General features: G+C 69.1%; 17 protein-coding genes. 11 read left to right on the top strand and 6 right to left on the bottom strand.

Annotation, left to right across the window (positions count from 1 at the left end):
- Positions 1-23 precede the first annotated feature (23 nt).
- Together NOW55_RS03410 and NOW55_RS03405 are read left to right on the top strand one after the other, a co-directional pair.
- Positions 24-215, top strand: coding sequence for a hypothetical protein (locus NOW55_RS03410; protein WP_256398663.1), 192 nt, complete (start codon positions 24-26; stop codon positions 213-215).
- Between the two features lies 1 nt (position 216).
- Positions 217-1,059, top strand: coding sequence for a beta-keto acid cleavage family enzyme (locus tag NOW55_RS03405; RefSeq protein ID WP_368407732.1), 843 nt, complete (start codon positions 217-219; stop codon positions 1,057-1,059).
- 53 nt (positions 1,060-1,112) lie between these two features.
- On the opposite strand, the gene NOW55_RS03400 is transcribed toward NOW55_RS03405, so the two are convergent.
- From NOW55_RS03400 to NOW55_RS03375, 6 genes are read right to left on the bottom strand one after another with little or no spacing between them, the layout of a single operon-like run.
- Entirely contained in the window at positions 1,113-2,150 is a 1,038-nt protein-coding gene (locus NOW55_RS03400) for a DHH family phosphoesterase (protein WP_256398661.1), read from the bottom strand.
- 43 nt (positions 2,151-2,193) lie between these two features.
- Complete coding sequence (locus NOW55_RS03395; protein ID WP_256398660.1) at positions 2,194-2,931, bottom strand: hypothetical protein; 738 nt, start codon at positions 2,929-2,931, stop codon at positions 2,194-2,196.
- Entirely contained in the window at positions 2,928-3,995 is a 1,068-nt protein-coding gene (cyoE, locus tag NOW55_RS03390; RefSeq protein ID WP_256398659.1) for a heme o synthase, read from the bottom strand. Before cyoE ends, NOW55_RS03395 begins: the two co-directional genes overlap by 4 nt.
- A 2-nt stretch (positions 3,996-3,997) precedes the next feature.
- On the bottom strand, positions 3,998-5,716 hold the full coding sequence (locus NOW55_RS03385; RefSeq protein WP_256398658.1) for a cytochrome c oxidase subunit I: 1,719 nt from the start codon (positions 5,714-5,716) through the stop codon (positions 3,998-4,000).
- 1 nt (position 5,717) lies between these two features.
- Positions 5,718-6,257: a cupredoxin domain-containing protein gene (locus NOW55_RS03380; protein ID WP_256398657.1), complete on the bottom strand. Its 540-nt coding sequence runs from the start codon at positions 6,255-6,257 to the stop codon at positions 5,718-5,720.
- 6 nt (positions 6,258-6,263) lie between these two features.
- Positions 6,264-6,419: a hypothetical protein gene (locus NOW55_RS03375; RefSeq protein WP_256398656.1), complete on the bottom strand. Its 156-nt coding sequence runs from the start codon at positions 6,417-6,419 to the stop codon at positions 6,264-6,266.
- Between the two features lie 138 nt (positions 6,420-6,557).
- Here NOW55_RS03375 and NOW55_RS03370 point away from each other — a divergent pair, with 138 nt between their 5' ends.
- The 9 genes from NOW55_RS03370 to NOW55_RS03330 all read left to right on the top strand — a co-directional run bounded on the left by NOW55_RS03370 (position 6,558) and on the right by NOW55_RS03330 (position 18,578).
- Positions 6,558-6,845: a hypothetical protein gene (locus tag NOW55_RS03370; RefSeq protein WP_256398655.1), complete on the top strand. Its 288-nt coding sequence runs from the start codon at positions 6,558-6,560 to the stop codon at positions 6,843-6,845.
- Between the two features lie 109 nt (positions 6,846-6,954).
- Positions 6,955-8,835: a hypothetical protein gene (locus tag NOW55_RS03365; RefSeq protein ID WP_256398653.1), complete on the top strand. Its 1,881-nt coding sequence runs from the start codon at positions 6,955-6,957 to the stop codon at positions 8,833-8,835.
- A 140-nt stretch (positions 8,836-8,975) separates the two neighbouring features.
- Positions 8,976-10,580 (top strand): FtsZ/tubulin family protein, encoded by a 1,605-nt coding sequence (locus NOW55_RS03360; protein ID WP_256398652.1) that lies wholly within the window; start codon positions 8,976-8,978, stop codon positions 10,578-10,580.
- Positions 10,581-10,589: 9 nt separating this feature from the next.
- Entirely contained in the window at positions 10,590-12,221 is a 1,632-nt protein-coding gene (locus NOW55_RS03355) for a hypothetical protein (protein ID WP_256398651.1), read from the top strand.
- 154 nt (positions 12,222-12,375) lie between these two features.
- Positions 12,376-13,887, top strand: coding sequence for an FtsZ/tubulin family protein (locus NOW55_RS03350; RefSeq protein WP_256398650.1), 1,512 nt, complete (start codon positions 12,376-12,378; stop codon positions 13,885-13,887).
- Complete coding sequence (locus NOW55_RS03345; protein WP_256398649.1) at positions 13,884-14,156, top strand: hypothetical protein; 273 nt, start codon at positions 13,884-13,886, stop codon at positions 14,154-14,156. Before NOW55_RS03350 ends, NOW55_RS03345 begins: the two co-directional genes overlap by 4 nt.
- Positions 14,153-15,256: a hypothetical protein gene (locus NOW55_RS03340; protein WP_256398648.1), complete on the top strand. Its 1,104-nt coding sequence runs from the start codon at positions 14,153-14,155 to the stop codon at positions 15,254-15,256. The genes NOW55_RS03345 and NOW55_RS03340 overlap by 4 nt, the downstream gene beginning before the upstream one ends.
- Positions 15,253-17,379: a hypothetical protein gene (locus tag NOW55_RS03335; protein WP_256398647.1), complete on the top strand. Its 2,127-nt coding sequence runs from the start codon at positions 15,253-15,255 to the stop codon at positions 17,377-17,379. The genes NOW55_RS03340 and NOW55_RS03335 overlap by 4 nt, the downstream gene beginning before the upstream one ends.
- Positions 17,379-18,578, top strand: a complete 1,200-nt coding sequence (locus NOW55_RS03330; RefSeq protein ID WP_256398646.1) for an FtsZ/tubulin family protein — start codon at positions 17,379-17,381, stop codon at positions 18,576-18,578. Before NOW55_RS03335 ends, NOW55_RS03330 begins: the two co-directional genes overlap by 1 nt.

Genomic DNA, 18,578 nt, shown 5'->3' with positions numbered 1-18,578 from the left:
CCCGTCGCCGGCGAACGGCCGCCATGAGCTGTCCTCATCTGGAGTACCGGCAGGAGGGCGACGGACGAACGTTCGACGAGCCGCGAGCGTACTGCACCGTCACCGACGGGTTCGTCCAGCCGATGCGGGCCGACGTCTGCAACGACCGGTACGACCTCGACCACGCCGAGCACTGCGAGATATACCGCGACGCCGAGTCCGGAGTCGGTGAGTGACGTGGCCTACACCGACTACCTCGACCGCGAACCGGTCATCGTCACCGCGGCGCTGACCGGCGGCGTCCACGGCAAGGAGGCGAACCCGAACCTCCCGGAGACACCCGAGGAGATCGGGAAGGCGGCCGCCGAGGCGGAGGCCGCCGGTGCGTCGGTCGTCCACCTCCACGCCCGGACGCCGAACGGCGAGCGGTCGTTCGCCACCGAACGCTTCCAGGAGGTCGACGACGCCGTCCGGGAGTACGCGGACGACGTCGTCATCCAGCACTCGACGGGTGGGACCGCCGCGCCCGCCGCGGACCGCCACCTCCCGCTCCGGACCGACCCGGCACCCGAGATGGCGTCGCTCGACATGGGCCCGCTGAACCGCTACGACCACCTCACCAGCGAGAACACCCGCGGGATGGTCGACGCGCTCCACGAGGAGATGGTCGAACGCGGCATCAAGCCCGAGCTCGAACTGTTCAACGACGGCCACATCAACGAAGCCCACGGGCTGCTGGCGCGCCGTGACCTCGCCGAGCCGGTCTACGCGACGCTCATCTTCGGTGGCGGGACGCTCACCCGACCACGCCCTCGGAACCTGCTCAACGCCATCGACGACCTGCCCGATGGTGCCCAGTTCAACACCCTCGGGTTCGGACCACATCAGCTCTCGTTCGCGACGCTCGGCGTACTCCTCGGCGGCCACGTTCGCGTCGGCCTGGAGGACAACGTCTACTACCGGCGTGGCGAACTCGCCGAGAGCAACGCCCAGCTCGTCGAACGCGTCGTCCGCGTCGCCGAGGAGCTCGGCCGCCCGGTCGCCTCGCCCGCCGAGGCGCGTGAGATACTCGGACTGTAGCCGACCTCCCGGGTCGCCCGACGAGCCGAGTAGCTGGTCGGGGCGTGGAACCGTCAGTCGTTCTCAGCCTCGCTGTCGCCGTCGTCCGGCTCGATGTTCAGCGACGCGAGCAGTCGCGCCGTGACGACAGACTCGACGATGTCGACCAGCAGCTCGTCGTCGCTCGTGTAGTCCGCGAAGATGCCGAGCGGTATCTCCGCACCCGCCATCTCCCGGTGGCCGCCGCCGCTGCCCACCTCCTGGAACGCGTCGGTGAGCACCTCGCCGACGTGGACCCGCGAGTCGGTCGTCCGGCTGCTCAGTTGGATGGATTCGCCGACGATGCCGAAGACGAACGTCGTGTCGACGCCCTCCAGCGTGGCGAGGTAGTCCGCGGCCTGCGGGAGCGCGTCGCGCTCGCTGGTCCGGCCGACGTGCGAGAGCAACACGCCGCCGTGGACGACGCGGTTATCGATGGCGTCCGCGATGGCGTCGACGGTCGCGCTGCTGACGGACGGACTCGACAGCTTCCTGAGCAGGTCTCGGTCCGCGAGGCCGTGGAGGTAGCTCGCCGCCTCGTACTCGGCGGGGGTCGCACCGCGGAGGAAGCCGAGCGTCTCCCGGCGGATGGCGAAGAGCAGCGCGGTGGCCATGCGGTCGTCGACCTCGGTCCCGAGCTCGCGGACGTACTCGGTGAGGATGGTGGCGGTCGCACCCACGTCCTCCCGGTGGTCGACGAACCGCGCCTCGACCCCGTCGGCCGGATGGTGGTCGATGACCACGTCGACGGGTGTCCCCTCCAGGACGTGGTTGTTCACGCCGGGTCGTGAGTGGTCGACGAACGCCAGCAGCGACCCTGCGGGGCGGTCGTGGACCACAGCCGGGTCGAACTGCTGGATGTCGATCTCAAGGAGGTTGACGAACGCCCGGTTCTGCTGGTGGGAGATGTCGCCGCTGTAGAGGATACGACGCTCGTCGATGCCCGCCTCGGCCGCGATGCGCCCGAGCACGAGCGCGCTGGCGAGGCAGTCGGGGTCGGGGTTGTTGTGGCAGACGATGGTCAGTTCCTCCCCGTCCGCGAGGAGCTCCCGGAGGTCGGTAGCTGCGCTCATCTGATAGGACCCTTCGACCCGACGGTACATGCCTCTGGTGCCGTCAGCCCTCCTCGATGAGCGTGAGGCGGCGCACGTACCGCCGGACGAGGCCCCCGTCCTCGTCGCGGAGCTCGACCGTGAACTGCTGCTGGCCACGGACCGACTCCACCTCGCTCGCGCGGATGGTGAACTCGTAGGGCGGGTCGTCGTCGACGTGGATGTCGTTGCCACCGCTGCGGACGACGACGCTGTCCACCCCGCGGGACTCGGAGAGGTGGCAGTGTATCTCAACGTCGTCCCCGACGTCGGACTTGATGCAGTGGAGGTCCGGGCTGATGTCGGCCCCGCTCGACTCGAGGGTGCTCCGGAAGTCGACGGTCATCGCCCCGACCGGGAACGTCCCGAGCACGAGAACCGCCACGAGGAAGACCACGAGCATCCCGTTGGGCAGCCGCTGGCCGACCGTCCGGAGCCAGCCGTTCGCTCTCCGGAGGCGGTAGGAAAGTGGGAGCGTGACGAGGTGGTGGATCGGCCCGTAAGCGAGGAGCAGGAACCCGTAGGCCATGGGGTAGCGGAGCAACCAGAGGTCCTGGTTGTACGAGTAGAGGATGTTCGAGCCCGCCCAGCAGAACAGCCCGAAGAAGAGCAGCCCGCCGGCCTTCATGACGCGCCAGCTGGCGGAGTCCGCGTAGTAGACCGTCTTGAGCGTGCTCCACGCGTTGCCGACGAGTTCGCACAGGAGGGCGACGGGCGAGGCGGCGTCGTCGGCACCGGTGGACTCGGTCGGTTCGTCCGTCATCGGTTGGAGTTATCCGTGGGACGCGGGTGGTCGTTGTCCCGAACGTATTCCCGGAGCACGACCGGGAGCTCGTCGACCAGCGCGCGGACGACCGGCCGCCACTCGTGGCCGGGCTCCGCCCGGACACCCCGGAGCGCGGGCCGGGCGTTCCAGAGCCCGACGAACAGCGCCGGGACGGCGACGACGGCGATAGCCGCGAGCGCCGTGTCGGCCCCCGGGACGACGCCGGAGACGCCCCAGGCGACGAACAGCGTCGCCAGGAACAGGTTCGACGTGAAGAACGCACGAACTGCCTCGGGGTCGCCCCCGGTGTGCCGGAACCCGCGGTAGCCGAGGAGGAACGCACCCCCGGCGACCGCCAGCGTGACCGAGTAGAGCAGGCCGGCGAACGGGACGAGCGCTGCTGCGACCACGAGCGTCGCCCAGACGGAGTACCACACCACCCGGCGGACCACCGCCTCGTCGGCGACGACCGGCAGCGTCGGCACCCCGGCGGCCGCGAAGTCCGACCGGTAGACGTGGGCGAGCGCCCAGGCGTGGGCCGGCGTCCAGGCGAACACCACCGCCGCCATGACGACGGCCTCGACCGAGAGCGGCGCGATGGCCGTCCAGCCGGCGAGCACGGGGAACGAGCCGGCGGAGCCGCCGAGGACGACGCCGGTCCAGTGCCGGCGCTTCAGCCCGACGGTGTAGAGCCCGACGTAGGCGGCGACGCCGAGCCACATGTAGCCGACAGCGCCGGGGGGGAGCGTCGCCAGCCCGACCGCGCTCCCGACGACGAACAGGCCGACGGCGAACACCAGTGCGACCCGGTGGTCGAGTGCACCGCTGGGGAGCGGCCGGTCCGCGGTCCGGTCCATGTGGCGGTCGAGCTCGCGGTCGTACCAGCAGTTCAATGCGGCCGAACTCGCCGCAATCAGCCCGCCCGCGACGACGAAGCCGACGACGACGCTCGGCGGGCCGCCGCCTGCCGCCAGCAGCGCGAACAGCCCCGTGACACAGAGCAGTGCCACGATGCGGGGCTTGACGAGCGACCAGAGCTGTCGCGGGAGGTCCCGGTCCATCGTCAGGGGCCTATCTGCCAGATGTTCGAGAGCAGGTACCAGTTCAGCGCCGTGAGCACGACGAACGTCGCGAAGAACACGAGGGTCAGCACGAACGTCCCGCGCATGCTCTGCTCGTGGAGCGGTTCGGTCGTCCCCTCTCCGCCGTCCGCGACGGTCCGACTCAGGTCACCGACGGGGCCGCCCTCGAACTCGTCGCCGGTGAACAGCGTGGCGAGGGCGACGACGACGAACAGCGCCCCGGCGGTGATGGAGACGAGTGCGCCAACGCCGAAGACGGCGAAGAACGGCGTGGCCGCCTCGAAGCTGAACTCGGTGCCGGGGATGTCCATCACGCTCGGGTGCCGGCGCGGGACGCCGAACAGGACGCCCGCGTACATCATCATCACGACGGTCACGCCCATCGCGCCGCCGTAGAGGAACGGCTGTATCTTCGCGATGGGACCGAGCGCCCAGTCCCGGCCGAACACCAGCCGGAGGACGTAGTAGCCCAGTCCCATGAACGCCAGCGTCGTCCCGGTGGCGACCGTCGCGTGGAAGTGGCCCGGCGTCGCGAGCGTGTTGTGCCAGGTCATGTTGAGCTGCATCTGGCCCATCATGACGCCGGTGATGCCCCCGAGGAAGCCGAACAGGACGATGCTGAGGATGGTCGCGGAGTAGCCGGGGTCGTCCCACGGGCCGCTCCAGAGCCAGCCGAAGAGGCCGCCGCCCTTGCCCTTGGCGCGGCGGCCGGCCTCCAGCCCGGCGGGGATGGCGAAGGCGTGGATCATGCTCGCCAGCACCGCGCCGTAGGCCGCGTACGACGTGTTCCACATCCGCCAGCCGGTCGAGACCACCGGGTCGGACATGAGGTGGTGGGCCGCCCCCATGTTGATGAAGAAGAGGTAGAGCACGAACGCCGTCCGGGAGACCTTCTGGCTGGCGACCTCGGCCCCGCCGACGACGTGGGTGATGAAGTACCAGACGGTGATCATCGCGAGCAGGTTAATCTGCTGGCTGCCGTGGCCGATGATCCAGTACATCTGGCGGTAGAACGCCGAGTCGAGCGTCGCGAGTATCTCCAGCCGCCAGAGCAGCGCCGGCCCGTAGGTGAGCACGCCGCCGAGCAGCGCCTCGAACGCGATGATGCTGGTCGCGAACGCGCCGAAGGCGACCAGCGGGAGCGTGTCGCCGGGGTTCTCGCGCTTCTCCTTCCACATCGTCGCGAAGAAGGGCAGTGCAGCGATTATCGCGCCGAGGACGAACACGAGCGCCCCGAGGTAGAACTGCCAGCTCGACTCCAGTGGGACGTAGGAGGTCAGCAGCGGCGCGTTGTTCGGGTAGCTCGTCAGCCAGATGGCGACGTTGACCGTCACAGCGCCGGCGAGCATCACGACGTAGCCGACCTTCGCGAGCGACGGGAGCGCGAGCCGCCTGCCGAGCACGAACGGGCCGCCGACGTAGAGGATCGCGATCTCCATGAACACCATCCAGAAGATGAGCAGGTTCCACGCGTGGATGCTCAGGTAGGTGTAGAAGTCGCCGGGCGAGAGCAGCCCGACGAGCTCCCAGCGCGTGAGCGCGACGAACACCGCGAACACGCCACCCACCGCGAGAGCCAGGATGGCCGTCAGCCCGTACAGTTTCACCATGTCCTCCGCCGAGCGGTGGATGTCGAGGCCGGTCACCGAGCAGCGGCGGAAGCCGTCGTCGTCGTAGTCGTAGGTACTGAGTCCGAACATATCACTCCTCCACCTGGATGGCGCTGTGCATACTCCGGTGCCCGTTGCCACAGAACTCGTTGCAGACGACGTGGTACGTGCCGGGCTCGTCGAACGACATCTCGACGACCCACTCGTAGTCGGGCAGTATCTGCAGCGAGATCTGCTGGCTCAGGTTGTCCTCGTTGCGCACCGAGAAGCCGTGCTGGACGTCGTACGAGCCGAGGTGGAACCTGTACGTCTCACCCGCCTCCAGGACGACCGGCAGTCCGTCCCAGCCCCACTGGAGCGCGCCGACGTAGACGTCGTCGCCGGCGGGGACGAACCCCCGGTCCGTCTGCTCGGCCGCGTCCTTGAACGCGGAGACCTTCCCCTGAAACTCGTCGGGCGTGATGCTGAACGTCTGCCCGACGTTGTTCTGGTCGCCGAACTCGGTCCAGCCGATCATCCACCCGAACAGGGTGACGGCCCAGCCCGCCGAGAGCGCGATCCACAGCGTTTCGCGCCGGTTGATGGTCTCGTTCCACCAGTTCCCCTCCGGCTTGTCGAGCGGTGAGTCCATCCGTGGTCACCCCATGGGGACGCTGAAGATGTCTATCAGCCCCCAGACGATGTACGAGAGCACCCAGTAGACGATGGCTGCGAGCGCGAGCAACCAGATGCTGTCGAGGAGTCGCTGGGGCCACGGTACGTCCTCCGTCTGCGAGTCCGTTTCCGTCGCCATGGACGATATTCGTTCTAATTCGGCGGAGTAGCTGTTCCCGAACGTGTTCGCCCGTGCTGTCACCCGCTGGGAATCGACCACGGCCCCGCTCGGGCCGTTCCCGAATCATTTAGGACACCCGGCGTACAAATCCGGGGCATGACCGAGGAGATACCGGATGAAGTCGCCGCACTCGTCGACAAGATGGCCTCGGAGTACGTCCAGTCCGAGTACGAGATCGCCGAGGCCCTCGCCGAGGCGGACGGCCCGCTGACACTCGACGAACTCGTCGAGGAGACAGGGTACACCGAACGCACCGTCGAGAAGCGAACGGACACGCTGGAGGACCGACTCGGCGGCGAGCCGCTGTTCCAACGCGACGACGAGGGCAACCCGATGCTCCACTCCGTACTCGCACGCGCCATCCGCGACGAGAGCGAGGAGTAACGGCCCACCGACAGACCGGACGCCCCGACCTCGCAGCGGCGGTGCTGCCGATACCGCCCCCGGAGCGACGGCGACAAACGTTTTCATGCAACCCGTCTGAGGTGTGGGTATGCAAGACGGACAGCTGTCACCGTTCGCCGGGTGGGGACTCGCCGGACTCCCCGTCGTCGGGACGTTCCTGCAGGCCGCGTTCGCGCTCGCCGGCGTGGAGGCGCGCACGCTCCCGGTCGTCGGTGGTGTCGTGGACGCGTTCATCTCGCTGCAGGTGTTCAGGGAGGCCGCCATCCAGTTCAAGGCGAGCACGGCGGTCGTACTCGTGCTCTTCGTCCTCATCGCCGCCGCGTGGGTCGGGCAGGGCGTGGCGATGGGCCTGCTGCGGAACCGCGACGTGACGTTCGCCTGCGCCGGCCTCGTCTCGGTGCTCTTTCTCGTGCTGTTCTTCGGTGTCTACTCGTCGCTGTTCGGGAGCGGCATCGGCGTCGTCCAGCTCGGGCTGTTCTTCGCAGTCCCGTTCGTCGCCAGTGCGGGCGCCCTCGGCGGTGCCTGGCTCCGCGACTGGGAGGTCGACCTCGAATCGGCCGCCGCCGAGGACCTCTCCGAGGCGTCGGACCTCGTCGCCCGCAAGCGCGAGACGTTCGACGCCGAGTACAGACGGCAGGTCGGCGAGGACACGCTCGACGCCGTCGCGGAGCTCGCGCCGAACGCCGTCGCGGAGGCCCGGGACGCCGCAGAGCGCGAGCGCGAGGGCTACGACGAACTCGAATCGAAGATCGGGAACGTACGGTCCTCGGTCGCGGACGCCAGCGACGGCCGCCGGCGTGCCGCGGAACTGCTCGAGAGCGCGAAGCGCCGCGACCCCGACGCGGCCGTCGACCGCATCCAGTCGGACCTCGCCGACGGCGTCCGTACAGCGGTCGAACGCGGCGACGTGGACCTGACGGTGCGCTCGCGCTACGGCCGGACCTACGAGGTCGTCAACCTCCAGAGCACGTTCCGAGAGGTCAGGCTCCCGCCGAGCAACGAACCCACGCACGTCGCCGAGGTCGACCGGACCATCGGGCGGTTGCTCGGCCGCGACGACGTGGACCTCGCGACGGTCGCCGACGCGCTGGGCGAGATCCGGGTCCACCAGGAGCGCATCGAGCGCCACGTCTCGGACACGGAGGAGTCGTTCCACGCGTCCCACGAGGCAGCCGAGACCGATGTCGAGCGCACCCGTGACGAGCTGGAACGCCTCCAGGGTGCGGTCCGCGACCGCGTCGAGGAGAAGCTGGTCGACGGCCACGACCCCGGGGTCGACAGCGTCCACAGCGTCGAGGAACAGCTCCGCGAGGCCCGCGAGGCGCTCCACGACTGTCGGTTCGACGAGGCCGAACGGCTCGTCGGCGAGGCGCGCGACACCGCAGATGGGCTGCTGACGGCGGTGCAGTTCTTCGGCAGCCTCGCCGGCGCACTCGACCATGGGCAGGACCGCGTGAGCCTCCCACAGGCGGTCGACCCCGAGCTCGCCCGCGACCTCGCGCCCGCCTTCGAGAGCGAGTACGGCGTCGACTACCACGTCGAAGACGGCCACATCAGCGTCGACACGCGCGGCGAGCCCGTCTCCGCAGCGCCGACGGCCGACCGGGACCGGTCGGTGGGTCGTTCCACGGCCACCTCGTCCAGTTCCAGCAGCAGTCGCGACGAGTACGTGAACCCGGAGGAGTACGTCGACGAGGTGCTGTTGCTGTTCGATGAGCTCGCCGCCGTCGCCGAGGCCGGCTCGGACACCGTCCACCTCGAGACCGGCGACCTCCCGGAGTACGCGGTGCAGTCCGAGGCGCTGGCCGCGATCGAGCGCTTCTGCAACCGCCAGAACGACCTCGTGGAGTCGTTCGACCTGCCCGCGGGCGCGCCGCCGGGCATCGTCGACGTGCGCTTCACCGACCGGAACGACGCGCCAGCGGCACTGGATGCACTCTACGACCGGTTCAAAGAGCAGTACGTGTAGCCGGTCGTCGCTCCCGTCGATTGTTCTCTCGATCCGTTAGCCACCCCGAACCACTGCGGTCCAGCTCACGTCCTTCTTTCAGGGGCCAGTACGTTCATATCGCCCCCGATGCCAGTTCCCCACAGTGACCGCCGGTTATCATGTCTGAAACGTGTAAAATCTGTGTCTCTCCTCGTGGGGAGTGGGACCACGACACGCTGGAGAGCCACATCGCTCACGAGCACCGAGACGAACCGAAGTCGGTAGAGCAGGTGTATCCGGACCTCTACGACCCCATCTTCGTGGAGGAGCGGTACTGGACCGAGGACGAGGGGGCGGACGAACCGCCCGTGCCGGGTGGCCGAAACGGCAACGGCGCGAACGCCGGGTCGGAGGCGGACTTCGGGCTCTCCTCCGTGGGGAAGAAGTGGTACATGATCGGCGTCGGTGGGGCGGGGAACCACATCATCGACGCCATCCTGCTGCGGCGGAACACGCTCGCCGACGAGAACGAGGAGCGAGTCCGCATCTGGGAGGGCGGGCTCGCGGGGGCGGGCGTGCTGAACACGAACGTCGCCGAGATCGAGGAGACGTACTACGCACAGGAGGAGAAGGGCTACAACCGCCACGACATCGTCGCGAACTGCATCATCGGGCAGGGCGTGCACAACTACGCGGGGGCGGGCTATCGCTGGGACCACGGGCGCGACTTCGTGCTCGCGGACTTCGAGGACGGCGGCAACCCGTTCCAGGAGCGCTGGGACACGAACCCGGTCGAGCTGCGCGACTCGCAGGCCATCATGTTCGTCCACAGCGTGACGAAGGGCACCGGCTGTGGGTCGACGCCGGTCATCGCGGAGAAGCTCCGCGAGGCGGTGCTGGACGCCGACAAGGTCGTCGGAAAACCGATCTTCTCGTCGGTCGTCATCCCCAGCGAGTACGCCGACCGGTCGGGCAGAGCGATGGTCAACGGCGTCATCGGGATGGCCCGGACGGCGGCCAGCGTGGACGCCATCATCCCGTTCGACAACCGGAAGCTGCGCGAGGCGACGCAGGACATCGAGCCGCGCATCCACGGCGTCGAGCGGTACAACCCGCCGGAGTTCGCCGACCTGAACAAGCCGCTCGTCGCGTTCCTCGAAGCGTTCACGATGTCCTCGATCCCGCAGGTCGTAGAGCAGGAGTCGGATCTCTCCATCCGCGGGGAGGTGTTCGACCCGGCGGACAGCTTCCGGCCGGTGCAGGACAAGTACCCGTTCGACCCGGACCGGGCGTACAACCCGGCGGTCGTGCTCGCGCCGGTGCTCGGGAAGATCCACGCGAACTCGTTCGACCGGTCGAAGCTCCAGATGCTCGCCCGGAAGGCGCTGTTCCAGAACAAGCTCGCGGACTTCGACCCGACGACGGCGTGGGGCGGGACGTTCCTCATCTACGGCCCGGAGGAGAAGATGTCGAAGGTCGCCCCGCTCGTCAACGACGGCGTGCTGACGGAGGTGCTCGGGAGTCCGGACTTCCTCGACCGGGACAACGCCGCGGGCGTCGAGACGGTCGACATCCACACGCACCAGCTGGTGACGCCGTACCTCGACGACGTGTATCTGTGGGGCACGCTCTGGAACCCCGAGATGCCCTCGCTGGAGGAGATGTACGAGCACGCGCTGACGATGAAGCAGGACGGCAACAGCCAGCTCTCGGCCGGCGTGCGCGAGGTCTGGGACAAGGTGGAACCGCTGTTCGACTGCCTCGGTCGGAAGAACATGCCCTGAGGTGACCCGATGGGCGCAGCTATCGCAGCCGACCTGGTGTTGCAGCAGACGACACGGACCGGCCACTCGACGATGGTCGTCGTCGCCGCCGCCGTCGCCGCGCTGGTCGTGGGCATTGGCGCGGGCGTGCTCGGAGCCCGACTTCTCGGCGGCTCCGGCGACTCGACCAGCGCGGGCGCACCCGTCTCGCGGTTCGCCCAGCCGCTGTCGACCGAGCCCGACGCGAACGCCGTCTACGACGAGCTCACGAGCCTGACGAAGGCGACTGACTCGGTGCTCCGGGCAGCAGGAGACACCTCCGCCGTGAGTCGTGGAGACTCCCGCTCGGAGGCCCTGACCTCGCTCTCGCGGGCGCTCTCGCGCGGCGACCTCCACCTGACCGAGCAGCAGCCCGGGGCGGCAGCCGATGCGGGGGCTGGCGGTCCCGGCGCTGCTGACGGTGTAACCGGTGGCGGCCCACAGCCGTCCGACGGCCCGCCCGTGGACGCAGTCGCGACCGAGATCCGGTCGTCGCACCCGCCGAGTGCCCCGGCCGCCCGCGACCTGCTCGATACGCTCTCCGAGCCGAACGCACGGCGCGGCGACACCCACGACACGCTCGACCGGGCGGTCGTCGAACTCGACCGCGCCCACCGTGTGACGGAGGCGGCAGAGCGTGCCGGGAACGTCCGGGGGCCTGACCAGGCCCGGACGTTCGACGACCGACTCCACGAGGTGGACGGGCCCCTCGCCTCGGCGCTTCGGCCCGTCTCCTCGCGACTGGTCGACGCGCTGGCCGACCTCGACGAGACGCGGTCGAGCCAGTCGGCGAACGCGACCGTCCTCGCCGACGTCTGCGACCGGGCGGAGCGCGATACGACGGTGTCGCTCCGCGGAGGTGACACGGCCGCCCGCGGCGACGACCTCGTCGAGCGGCTGGAGCGCGGCGACCTCTCCTTTAGCACGGGCGAGACGGGTGTCGCCTCGGTCGCGGCGAGCGTGGAGTCGCGCCAGTCGCCCGAGAGCGCGGCGGCGGTCCGGTTGCTGGACGAGCTGAAGACCTCGGCCACGACCGAGGAGGACAGCCTGAGGGCGGCGCTCCGGACGGCGACCGGCGCGCTCGACGAGCACGCGGCGACGCGCCAGCTCGTCTCCGGCGTCGACCGCGACTCGGTGACGGAGCTGGCTAACTCGGTCAAGCGCGACCTCGACCCCTCGGACCCCGTCGAGTCCGCGCTGCTGGAACGGGTCGCCGACCTGCAGGGCGAGCTCGACCGTGCGGGCCAGTCCGACCTCGTGCGTCCGTACGTGGTCCGTCAGGAGCTCTCGTTCTACCGCGACACGCTGCTGCCGACGCTCTCCTCGACGCGGTCGGATGCGACGGCCACAGAGACGCCGTCCCGGCTCGTCGAGCGGGTGGGCGACCGTATCGGCGAGGTCGAGGAGTACTACGAGCTCCGCGACGACCACAACCATACGATCCCCCGCCACTTCGTCTCGCTGGCGCGCTCGCTCCACGACGAAGGCGAGCGGCTGGCACCGCGCGACCCGGAGCGGGCGAAGGGGACACTGGAGGCGACGCTCGAGCTGCTCGACGCGACGGAGCAGCTGTACGAGCGGAACCAGTTCTCCATCATGCTGCGCCGACTCCGCGGGAGCTGACGGGAATCGGCCGGGAGATTTATACCGGGTGTGTCCCCGAACTGACGGTTCTCGTCACCCGCTCTTTCGTACGCAAAACAGGCGACGTGAAACAACGTTTCAGTGGCCAGTACTGTTTTATTCCAGATAGCGGAACAGACACCCGAGTGAATCAATGACGTATCTGTTCGTGGGGGCCGGACAGGCCGGGAGTGCTATCGTCGACGCCGTGTTCGAGTACACGTCCGACTCGACGCTCGGACTGTTCGGCGGCAACGACATCACCGCGCTCGCAGAACCCATGGTGTTCAACTCGACGATTCGAGACCTGCAGAACCTCTCGAACGTCGACGAGGCGGACCAGTTCGGCATCGCCGAACAGCACGGGATCGTCGACGGGACCACCGCCGGGTTCGAGGAGCGGGTCACCGGCGGCTTCGGGCGCGACCCGGTCGAGGCCGACGAGGTGATGGGCGAACACGTCGACGAGGTCGTCGACCTGCTCCGTCGCCGGTTCGGGTCGGGTGGCGGACTCGCGACCGACGGCGGCGACCCCGGCTGGAACGGGGAGGACCGGACCGACGAGTACGACGACGGCTGGAACGACGACCCCGTCGACGGCCGCGACGATGGCTGGAACGACGAACCCGTCGACGAACGCGATGACGGCTGGAACGACGACCCCGACGACGAGTGGGGTGAGGAGTCGGGCGATGGGTGGGAGGACGACGACGTCGATCGCCAGGTCCAGGACCTGGAGTCGGAGGTTCGCGGAGAATCCAGTGACGCCACCGAGAGCGAGGAGATCCAGTTCGCGTTCGTCTGCCTCGGCCTCGGTGGGGGCACCGGCTGTGGCATCGCACCGCACATCGTCGACGCCATCGACGAGTACACGGACGGGCGGGCGAGCATCGTCGCGCTTGCCATCCTCCCGAACACGATGGGCCCGATGACGACCGGCGGCGACGGCGAGAGCGGTGGCGGTGCCGGCCGCCAGGCCTGGAACGCCCGGTACGGACTCGACAGGCTGGAGGAGAAGGTCGACGGCATCGTGCTCGTCGACAACCAGCGCATCTCCTACCAGGCGGCGGCCGAGAGCCAGTTCGCCGAGTACAACGAGTACGTCGCGGCGGGCATCTACGACCTCGTCGCCGGCCCCGTCCTCTCCGGCATCGACCCGAGCGACTACGCCGACATCGACACGCCCGACATCGACGTGCAGGACGTTGTCACGTCGCTCTCGTTCGGCGTCGGCGGCGGCGACTCGAAGGCCGGCTACGCCGCACTCGGCCGGGCCGCGACGATGACACGCTCGCTCTCGGGCTACCTCGTCCCGTTCGTCGGCAAGAAGGAGGTCGACAGCGCCGCCCTCGTGCGGCTGGCGACGAGCAAGCAGTCCGTCTCCGACCTCGACCCGTCCGACGCCCAGAAGGCCATCGGGCTCGTCCGCGCCCCGTCGAGCTACCTCACCGGTGGGGGCAACCGCATCGAGACCTCGACCATCCGCGAGTACCTCCAGGCGCAGTGCGCCCTGCAGGAGGTGAACCTCGGCGTCGCGCTCAACGACCGCAACCTCGCGACGGTGACGACACTGCTCACGTACGAGCGCGAGGACGTCTCCCGCCTCGCCGAGATCGACGAGAAGGCCGCGGAGTACGAGGACCGAACCGAGGCGATGGTCCAGTGAGGACACGTCGGATCGCCCTCGCGGGGCTGGTCGTCCTCGGCCTGCTCGTCGTCGCCGGTGTCGGTGGAACCGTGGCGGCGCAGGACGGCGCTAACGTCGCCGACGTGGTCGACCGGACCGAACGGGTCGCCGAGCTGGAGTCGCTGGCCGACCGGTCGCTGCTCCAGTACCTCGGCGGCGGCGGCATCGGGCTCGGGCTCGGCATCGTGCTCGGGAGTGTGGTGGTGTACCGGATACAGAAGTCGCGGATCGACGAGACCTACGAATGAACGGGACGGCCCTCCGAACGACGTTCGTCGCACTGTGTGCCGTCTTGCTGTTCGCCGCGCCGGTCACCGGTAGCGGTGTGACCGCCCACCCCCAGCCGGGGCCGACCGACGTGGCCGTCTGTGACTCCGTCGAGGCCTCCGATACGGTCGCAGTTGCGACCGTCGCTGGGGGCGAAGCGCCCATCCGCGACGACCGCGCGATGTACGCGGGGACGGTGCTCACGATACGGCTCTGTGACGCCGACGGCGTCGTCACGCCCTACGGCGAGAACGGAGCCTGGGTCCTCACGGACGGCGACGGCTACGAGATACTGAACACGACCGACAGCGGGGCGACCATCCGGCTGACCGAGGGGTACGGCCAGCTCGCGCTCGCAGACCGGGTTCGCCCGACCGAGAAGACCGACACCGGCCCGACGTTCACCGAACCATCACCGAACGTCGTCCAGCCGGCGTTCGCCGAGGGGACGCTGTTCCTCCCGACTGCGGACGACGTCGAGGTGTACGACGAGCACGAGGCGAGCTTCCGGACGGCGCTGAACGAGACGGCCGCCGCGTCCGACCGACTGGAGTCGCTCGCGACCACGGTGAACGACAGCGGACTGACCGGGGCTCGGGCGGCGAACGCGACGGAGACGCTGCGGACTCTCGCGTCGGCGACCAACGCGACGGCGAGCGAGGGCGACGACTACCGGTCGTCCCTGTTCCGGATGGCCGGCGAGTCGCCCACGCCGGGCGTCGCGGTCGATGCCATCGACGCCTCTCGCGACGAGGAACGGACCGCGGAGACGAACGCGAACGAGGCGATGGCGAGCTACGAGTCGGCGCTCGACTCCCGGGCCGACGCCGCCCGGTCGACGGTCCAGAGGAACCTCCTGATCGGGCTCGTCGGCGGCCTGCTGGTCGGTGTCGTCCTCGGCGGGGTCGTCCCGTACGTGGCGGCGTCGAACACCGAGGGCCGCATCCGGGTCGACTCGTCGGCGGAGTACAGCCGGAAGGCGCAGTGGCTCCCGGTCGGCGTCGGGGTGCTCGTCCTGCTGGCGACGGTCGGGGTGCTGGCTGCGGCCAGCGGCGGTTCGATACTTCAGGTGATACTATGAAAGGACAGACGCGCGCCGCGCTCGGAATCGGCGCACTGACGGTACTGTTGGCCGCGGTGGGGGCCGGACTGTTCGTGTTCGCGAGCACGCAACTCGGCGTCTACTTCGTGGTCGGTGGCATCCCGGTCGTCCTGCTGGTGGTGGCCGTCGCGTACGTCCGCGGCGTCCTCAGCGGCGAGGACAACACGGGACAGTACGTGGAACAGCGCACGAAACAGGTGGGGGAGTCGTTGCGGGACTTCTGGCGGTCGCTCTCGACCATTGAGGAGGCCTATCCCAGATTCGACGCGAGCACGCTCCGCTCCCGGGCGGACTCGCTGGTCTCGGACTACGAGGGACAGGGCGGCCAGTTCGACCGCAGCTCGGGCTCGTTCAGCGTCGGCAAGGGCGCTTCGAGCGGCGAGCTGCAGGAGCTGGAGCGCATCGACGCCGAGGTGACGACGCTCGCCGCCGACCGCGACGACCAGCTGTACGACTTCGTCCGCGACGAGCTCGACGCACTGCACGGCGACATGCGGGCGCTCGCGGACGCCGACATCGCTGCCGAACCGCCGGAGCCGCCGGAGGCGCCGACCCCGGACCAGGGCGCACCCAGCGGACTCGCCTACTGGGACGCCGTCGGCGAAGCGCTCGACGACTACCGTACGGAGGCTGATGCGACCGTCGACGACGCCATCGCGCGGGTCCGCGACATCCAGCGCAACGCGACCGACGCCTACGACGAGGCGGCCGTCGACCGACACCTCGAGGACGCCGAGGCGGACCGCCGCGACGGCGAGTTCGGGCACGCCGTCGACGCGGTGCTGGAGGCACAGGCGACGCTGGAGAGCGAGCTCTCGGGCTCGTTCGACCAGGACCGCGAGGAGCTCGACGTGTTCGTCGACACCATCCTCGACTCCGGTGCCGAGCAGTTCGTCGACGCCGAGCTGTTCGACCAGGTTCGCTCGGTCCAGCGCGAGCTCGACGCGCTCGACTCTGCGCTCGACGTGGGCTCGCTGAGCGAGCACCGACAGACGGTCCGGACCGCCGCGCTCGACATCGTCTCGGCGCTCGAGGCCGAGGCCGACCGCCACGTTCGGACGCTCGACGACGCGGACCTGCCCGCGGGCTACTACAGTCGGCCGGACGTCGTCGACGAGGACCACGTCGACGAGCTGCGCGCCATCGGCCCCGTCCGCGACCTCGACCGCGAGTGGGAACGGGCCGCCACCGACCTCGCGGACGCCGTCGGCACGGTGAAGACGAAGGCGACGGTCGTCGAGGCATACGACGACGTCAGCGAGACCATCGAACAGGAGCTCCGGCAGCACGGCACCGTCACCGAGGACGACCTCCCGGTGCGCCACGCCGGCCAGTTCTTCGGCCTCTACTTCCGGCGCAACCCCGACGTGGAGTTCGACCCCGACGCGCCGGCGCTCCACCGTGGCGACGTGGAGACGTACGCCGTCGACGTGACGGTGTCATACGACGAGGGGAGCGAGGCCAAGCGACGCGCGACGGTCACGCTCGACGGCGGCGAGTACGACGGCCGCGAGGTCGTCGAGACCCACCTCGTCGGCACCGCGACGTTCGCGGACGTGCCCTTCGGCGAGTACGAGCTCGTCGTCGCCCCCGACGAGGACGACTACGGCCGCGTCGAGCGGACCGTCCACGTCGAGGGAGACACCGACGTATCGGTCGACCTCGAGCCCGTCACGCTGGTCGAACAGCTCGTCGACGGCCGCGGCGACGAGATCGCCGAGCACGTCACCGAGTTCGCGCCCAGGCTCCGCGACCGCCTCGACGAGGAGGGCTATCTCAGCACGGAGATGGCGTTCCCCATCACCGACGACTTCGTGCCCGGCCTGCTCGCGAAGTGGGCGGACCGCGAGGGGTACGCCGTCACCCGCACCGACGACGGCACGGTCATCGTCTACGACGACTCGCAGCTCTCCCAGGAGATAATGAACGTCATCCAGTACAACCTCGACGAGGGGGAACGGCTCAGCTACGAACGCATCCGGTCGAACTACCTCTCGGTTCCGGTGCCGAACACGGTCATCGAGGAGCTCGCCGCCGGGACGGGGCTGGACGTGGAGACGACCGCCGACGGCCTGCTGAAGCCTGCAGGGGGTGAGGCCTGATGTCGCGCGGACAGTACACGCGCTGGGCCGTCATCGCCTCCGGCGAGGGTGGCGGCCGTATCGCATCGCAGTTCTTCAACCGGTCGGAGAACCCGGGCATCGAGGACCGAATCCTCGTGATGAACACGAACCGGAACGACATCCGGAACACCATCGACCGCATCGACGCGAGCATCACCGACGCGGACGACATCGGCGAGAACCACGCGCTCGAGTTCGGCGACAAGCAGGGTGCGGGCAACTCCTACTACTACGGCCGACAGGCCGCAGAGCAGGACCTCGACCGCATCACGAACCACATCAAGCAGACGTTCAACACGGCCGACGCGTTCCTCTACGTCGCCACGCTCGGCGGCGGGACCGGCAACGGCTCCATCCCGTTCGTCGTCGACCAGTTCAAGGAGGGGCTCACGGTCAGCGAGAGCGAGCCCTGGATGGACAGCGTCATCCACGTCGCGATGGCGGTCTGGCCGTACTACTGGGAGCCCGACCAGCGCCACTTCAACGCGGTGTCGGGGCTCTCCCGGCTGCTTCGGAACCGGGACGGCGGGCAGAACGCCGACATGGTGATGCTCGCGGCGAACTCCCACCTCGACGGCGAGAACGGGAGCGACTACGACCGCGTGAACGAGCTCATCATCGAGGCGGTCGACCTGATGATCGGCGCGGGCCGCGAGACCCACGGCGTCATCGACGTCGAGGACCTGGTGACCATCCCGCGCCAGTACGGCTCCTACCACTTCACGCCCGCCGTCGCGACGGAGATGAACGGCGACATCTACGAGCTGGAGTACATGTTCGACAAGGCGGCGGAGAACCCGTTCGTCCCGATGGACGTCGCGACCTCCCAGATCGTGTTCCCGGTCGTCCGCGCGCCGGAGAGCATGATTCAGAACGGCGACATCACCGAGCCGGAGGTGTACCAGGCGTTCAACCAGTGGCAGAACAAGCACGACCTGAGCGTCGCGGGACAGGCCAGCCTGACGCCCAAGCGCGGTCGCGGTTCGGACGTCGACGTGCTGCTGTTGCTCGGCGGCTTCGACCTGAGCCCGCTGTTGAACCACTCGATGGACCAGTACGAACAGGTCAGGGACAACCTCGCACGCGGGAACACCGCGGGGGCGGAGGGACTGACAGAACGCGAGGTGCAGACGGTGCTGGACAACCTCGCCGACTACCGCGACCAGAACGAGGGATAG

The sequence above is a fragment of the Haloarchaeobius litoreus genome, from assembly GCF_024495425.1.
Lineage (GTDB): Archaea > Halobacteriota > Halobacteria > Halobacteriales > Natrialbaceae > Haloarchaeobius > Haloarchaeobius litoreus.
Note: the sequence above shows the minus strand (reverse complement) of the source record. Positions and strands in the feature narration are given on the sequence as shown.

Excerpts from the sequence above, each read along its gene's own strand:
- NOW55_RS03410 (WP_256398663.1), top strand. The coding sequence starts at position 24 with ATGAGCTGTCCTCATCTGGAGTACCGGCAGGAGGGCGACGGACGAACG.
- NOW55_RS03400 (WP_256398661.1), bottom strand. The coding sequence starts at position 2,150 with ATGAGCGCAGCTACCGACCTCCGGGAGCTCCTCGCGGACGGGGAGGAA.
- NOW55_RS03395 (WP_256398660.1), bottom strand. The coding sequence starts at position 2,931 with ATGACGGACGAACCGACCGAGTCCACCGGTGCCGACGACGCCGCCTCG.
- cyoE (WP_256398659.1), bottom strand. The coding sequence starts at position 3,995 with ATGGACCGGGACCTCCCGCGACAGCTCTGGTCGCTCGTCAAGCCCCGC.
- NOW55_RS03385 (WP_256398658.1), bottom strand. The coding sequence starts at position 5,716 with ATGTTCGGACTCAGTACCTACGACTACGACGACGACGGCTTCCGCCGC.
- NOW55_RS03380 (WP_256398657.1), bottom strand. The coding sequence starts at position 6,257 with ATGGACTCACCGCTCGACAAGCCGGAGGGGAACTGGTGGAACGAGACC.
- NOW55_RS03375 (WP_256398656.1), bottom strand. The coding sequence starts at position 6,419 with ATGGCGACGGAAACGGACTCGCAGACGGAGGACGTACCGTGGCCCCAG.
- NOW55_RS03370 (WP_256398655.1), top strand. The coding sequence starts at position 6,558 with ATGACCGAGGAGATACCGGATGAAGTCGCCGCACTCGTCGACAAGATG.
- NOW55_RS03365 (WP_256398653.1), top strand. The coding sequence starts at position 6,955 with ATGCAAGACGGACAGCTGTCACCGTTCGCCGGGTGGGGACTCGCCGGA.
- NOW55_RS03360 (WP_256398652.1), top strand. The coding sequence starts at position 8,976 with ATGTCTGAAACGTGTAAAATCTGTGTCTCTCCTCGTGGGGAGTGGGAC.
- NOW55_RS03355 (WP_256398651.1), top strand. The coding sequence starts at position 10,590 with ATGGGCGCAGCTATCGCAGCCGACCTGGTGTTGCAGCAGACGACACGG.
- NOW55_RS03350 (WP_256398650.1), top strand. The coding sequence starts at position 12,376 with ATGACGTATCTGTTCGTGGGGGCCGGACAGGCCGGGAGTGCTATCGTC.
- NOW55_RS03340 (WP_256398648.1), top strand. The coding sequence starts at position 14,153 with ATGAACGGGACGGCCCTCCGAACGACGTTCGTCGCACTGTGTGCCGTC.
- NOW55_RS03335 (WP_256398647.1), top strand. The coding sequence starts at position 15,253 with ATGAAAGGACAGACGCGCGCCGCGCTCGGAATCGGCGCACTGACGGTA.
- NOW55_RS03330 (WP_256398646.1), top strand. The coding sequence starts at position 17,379 with ATGTCGCGCGGACAGTACACGCGCTGGGCCGTCATCGCCTCCGGCGAG.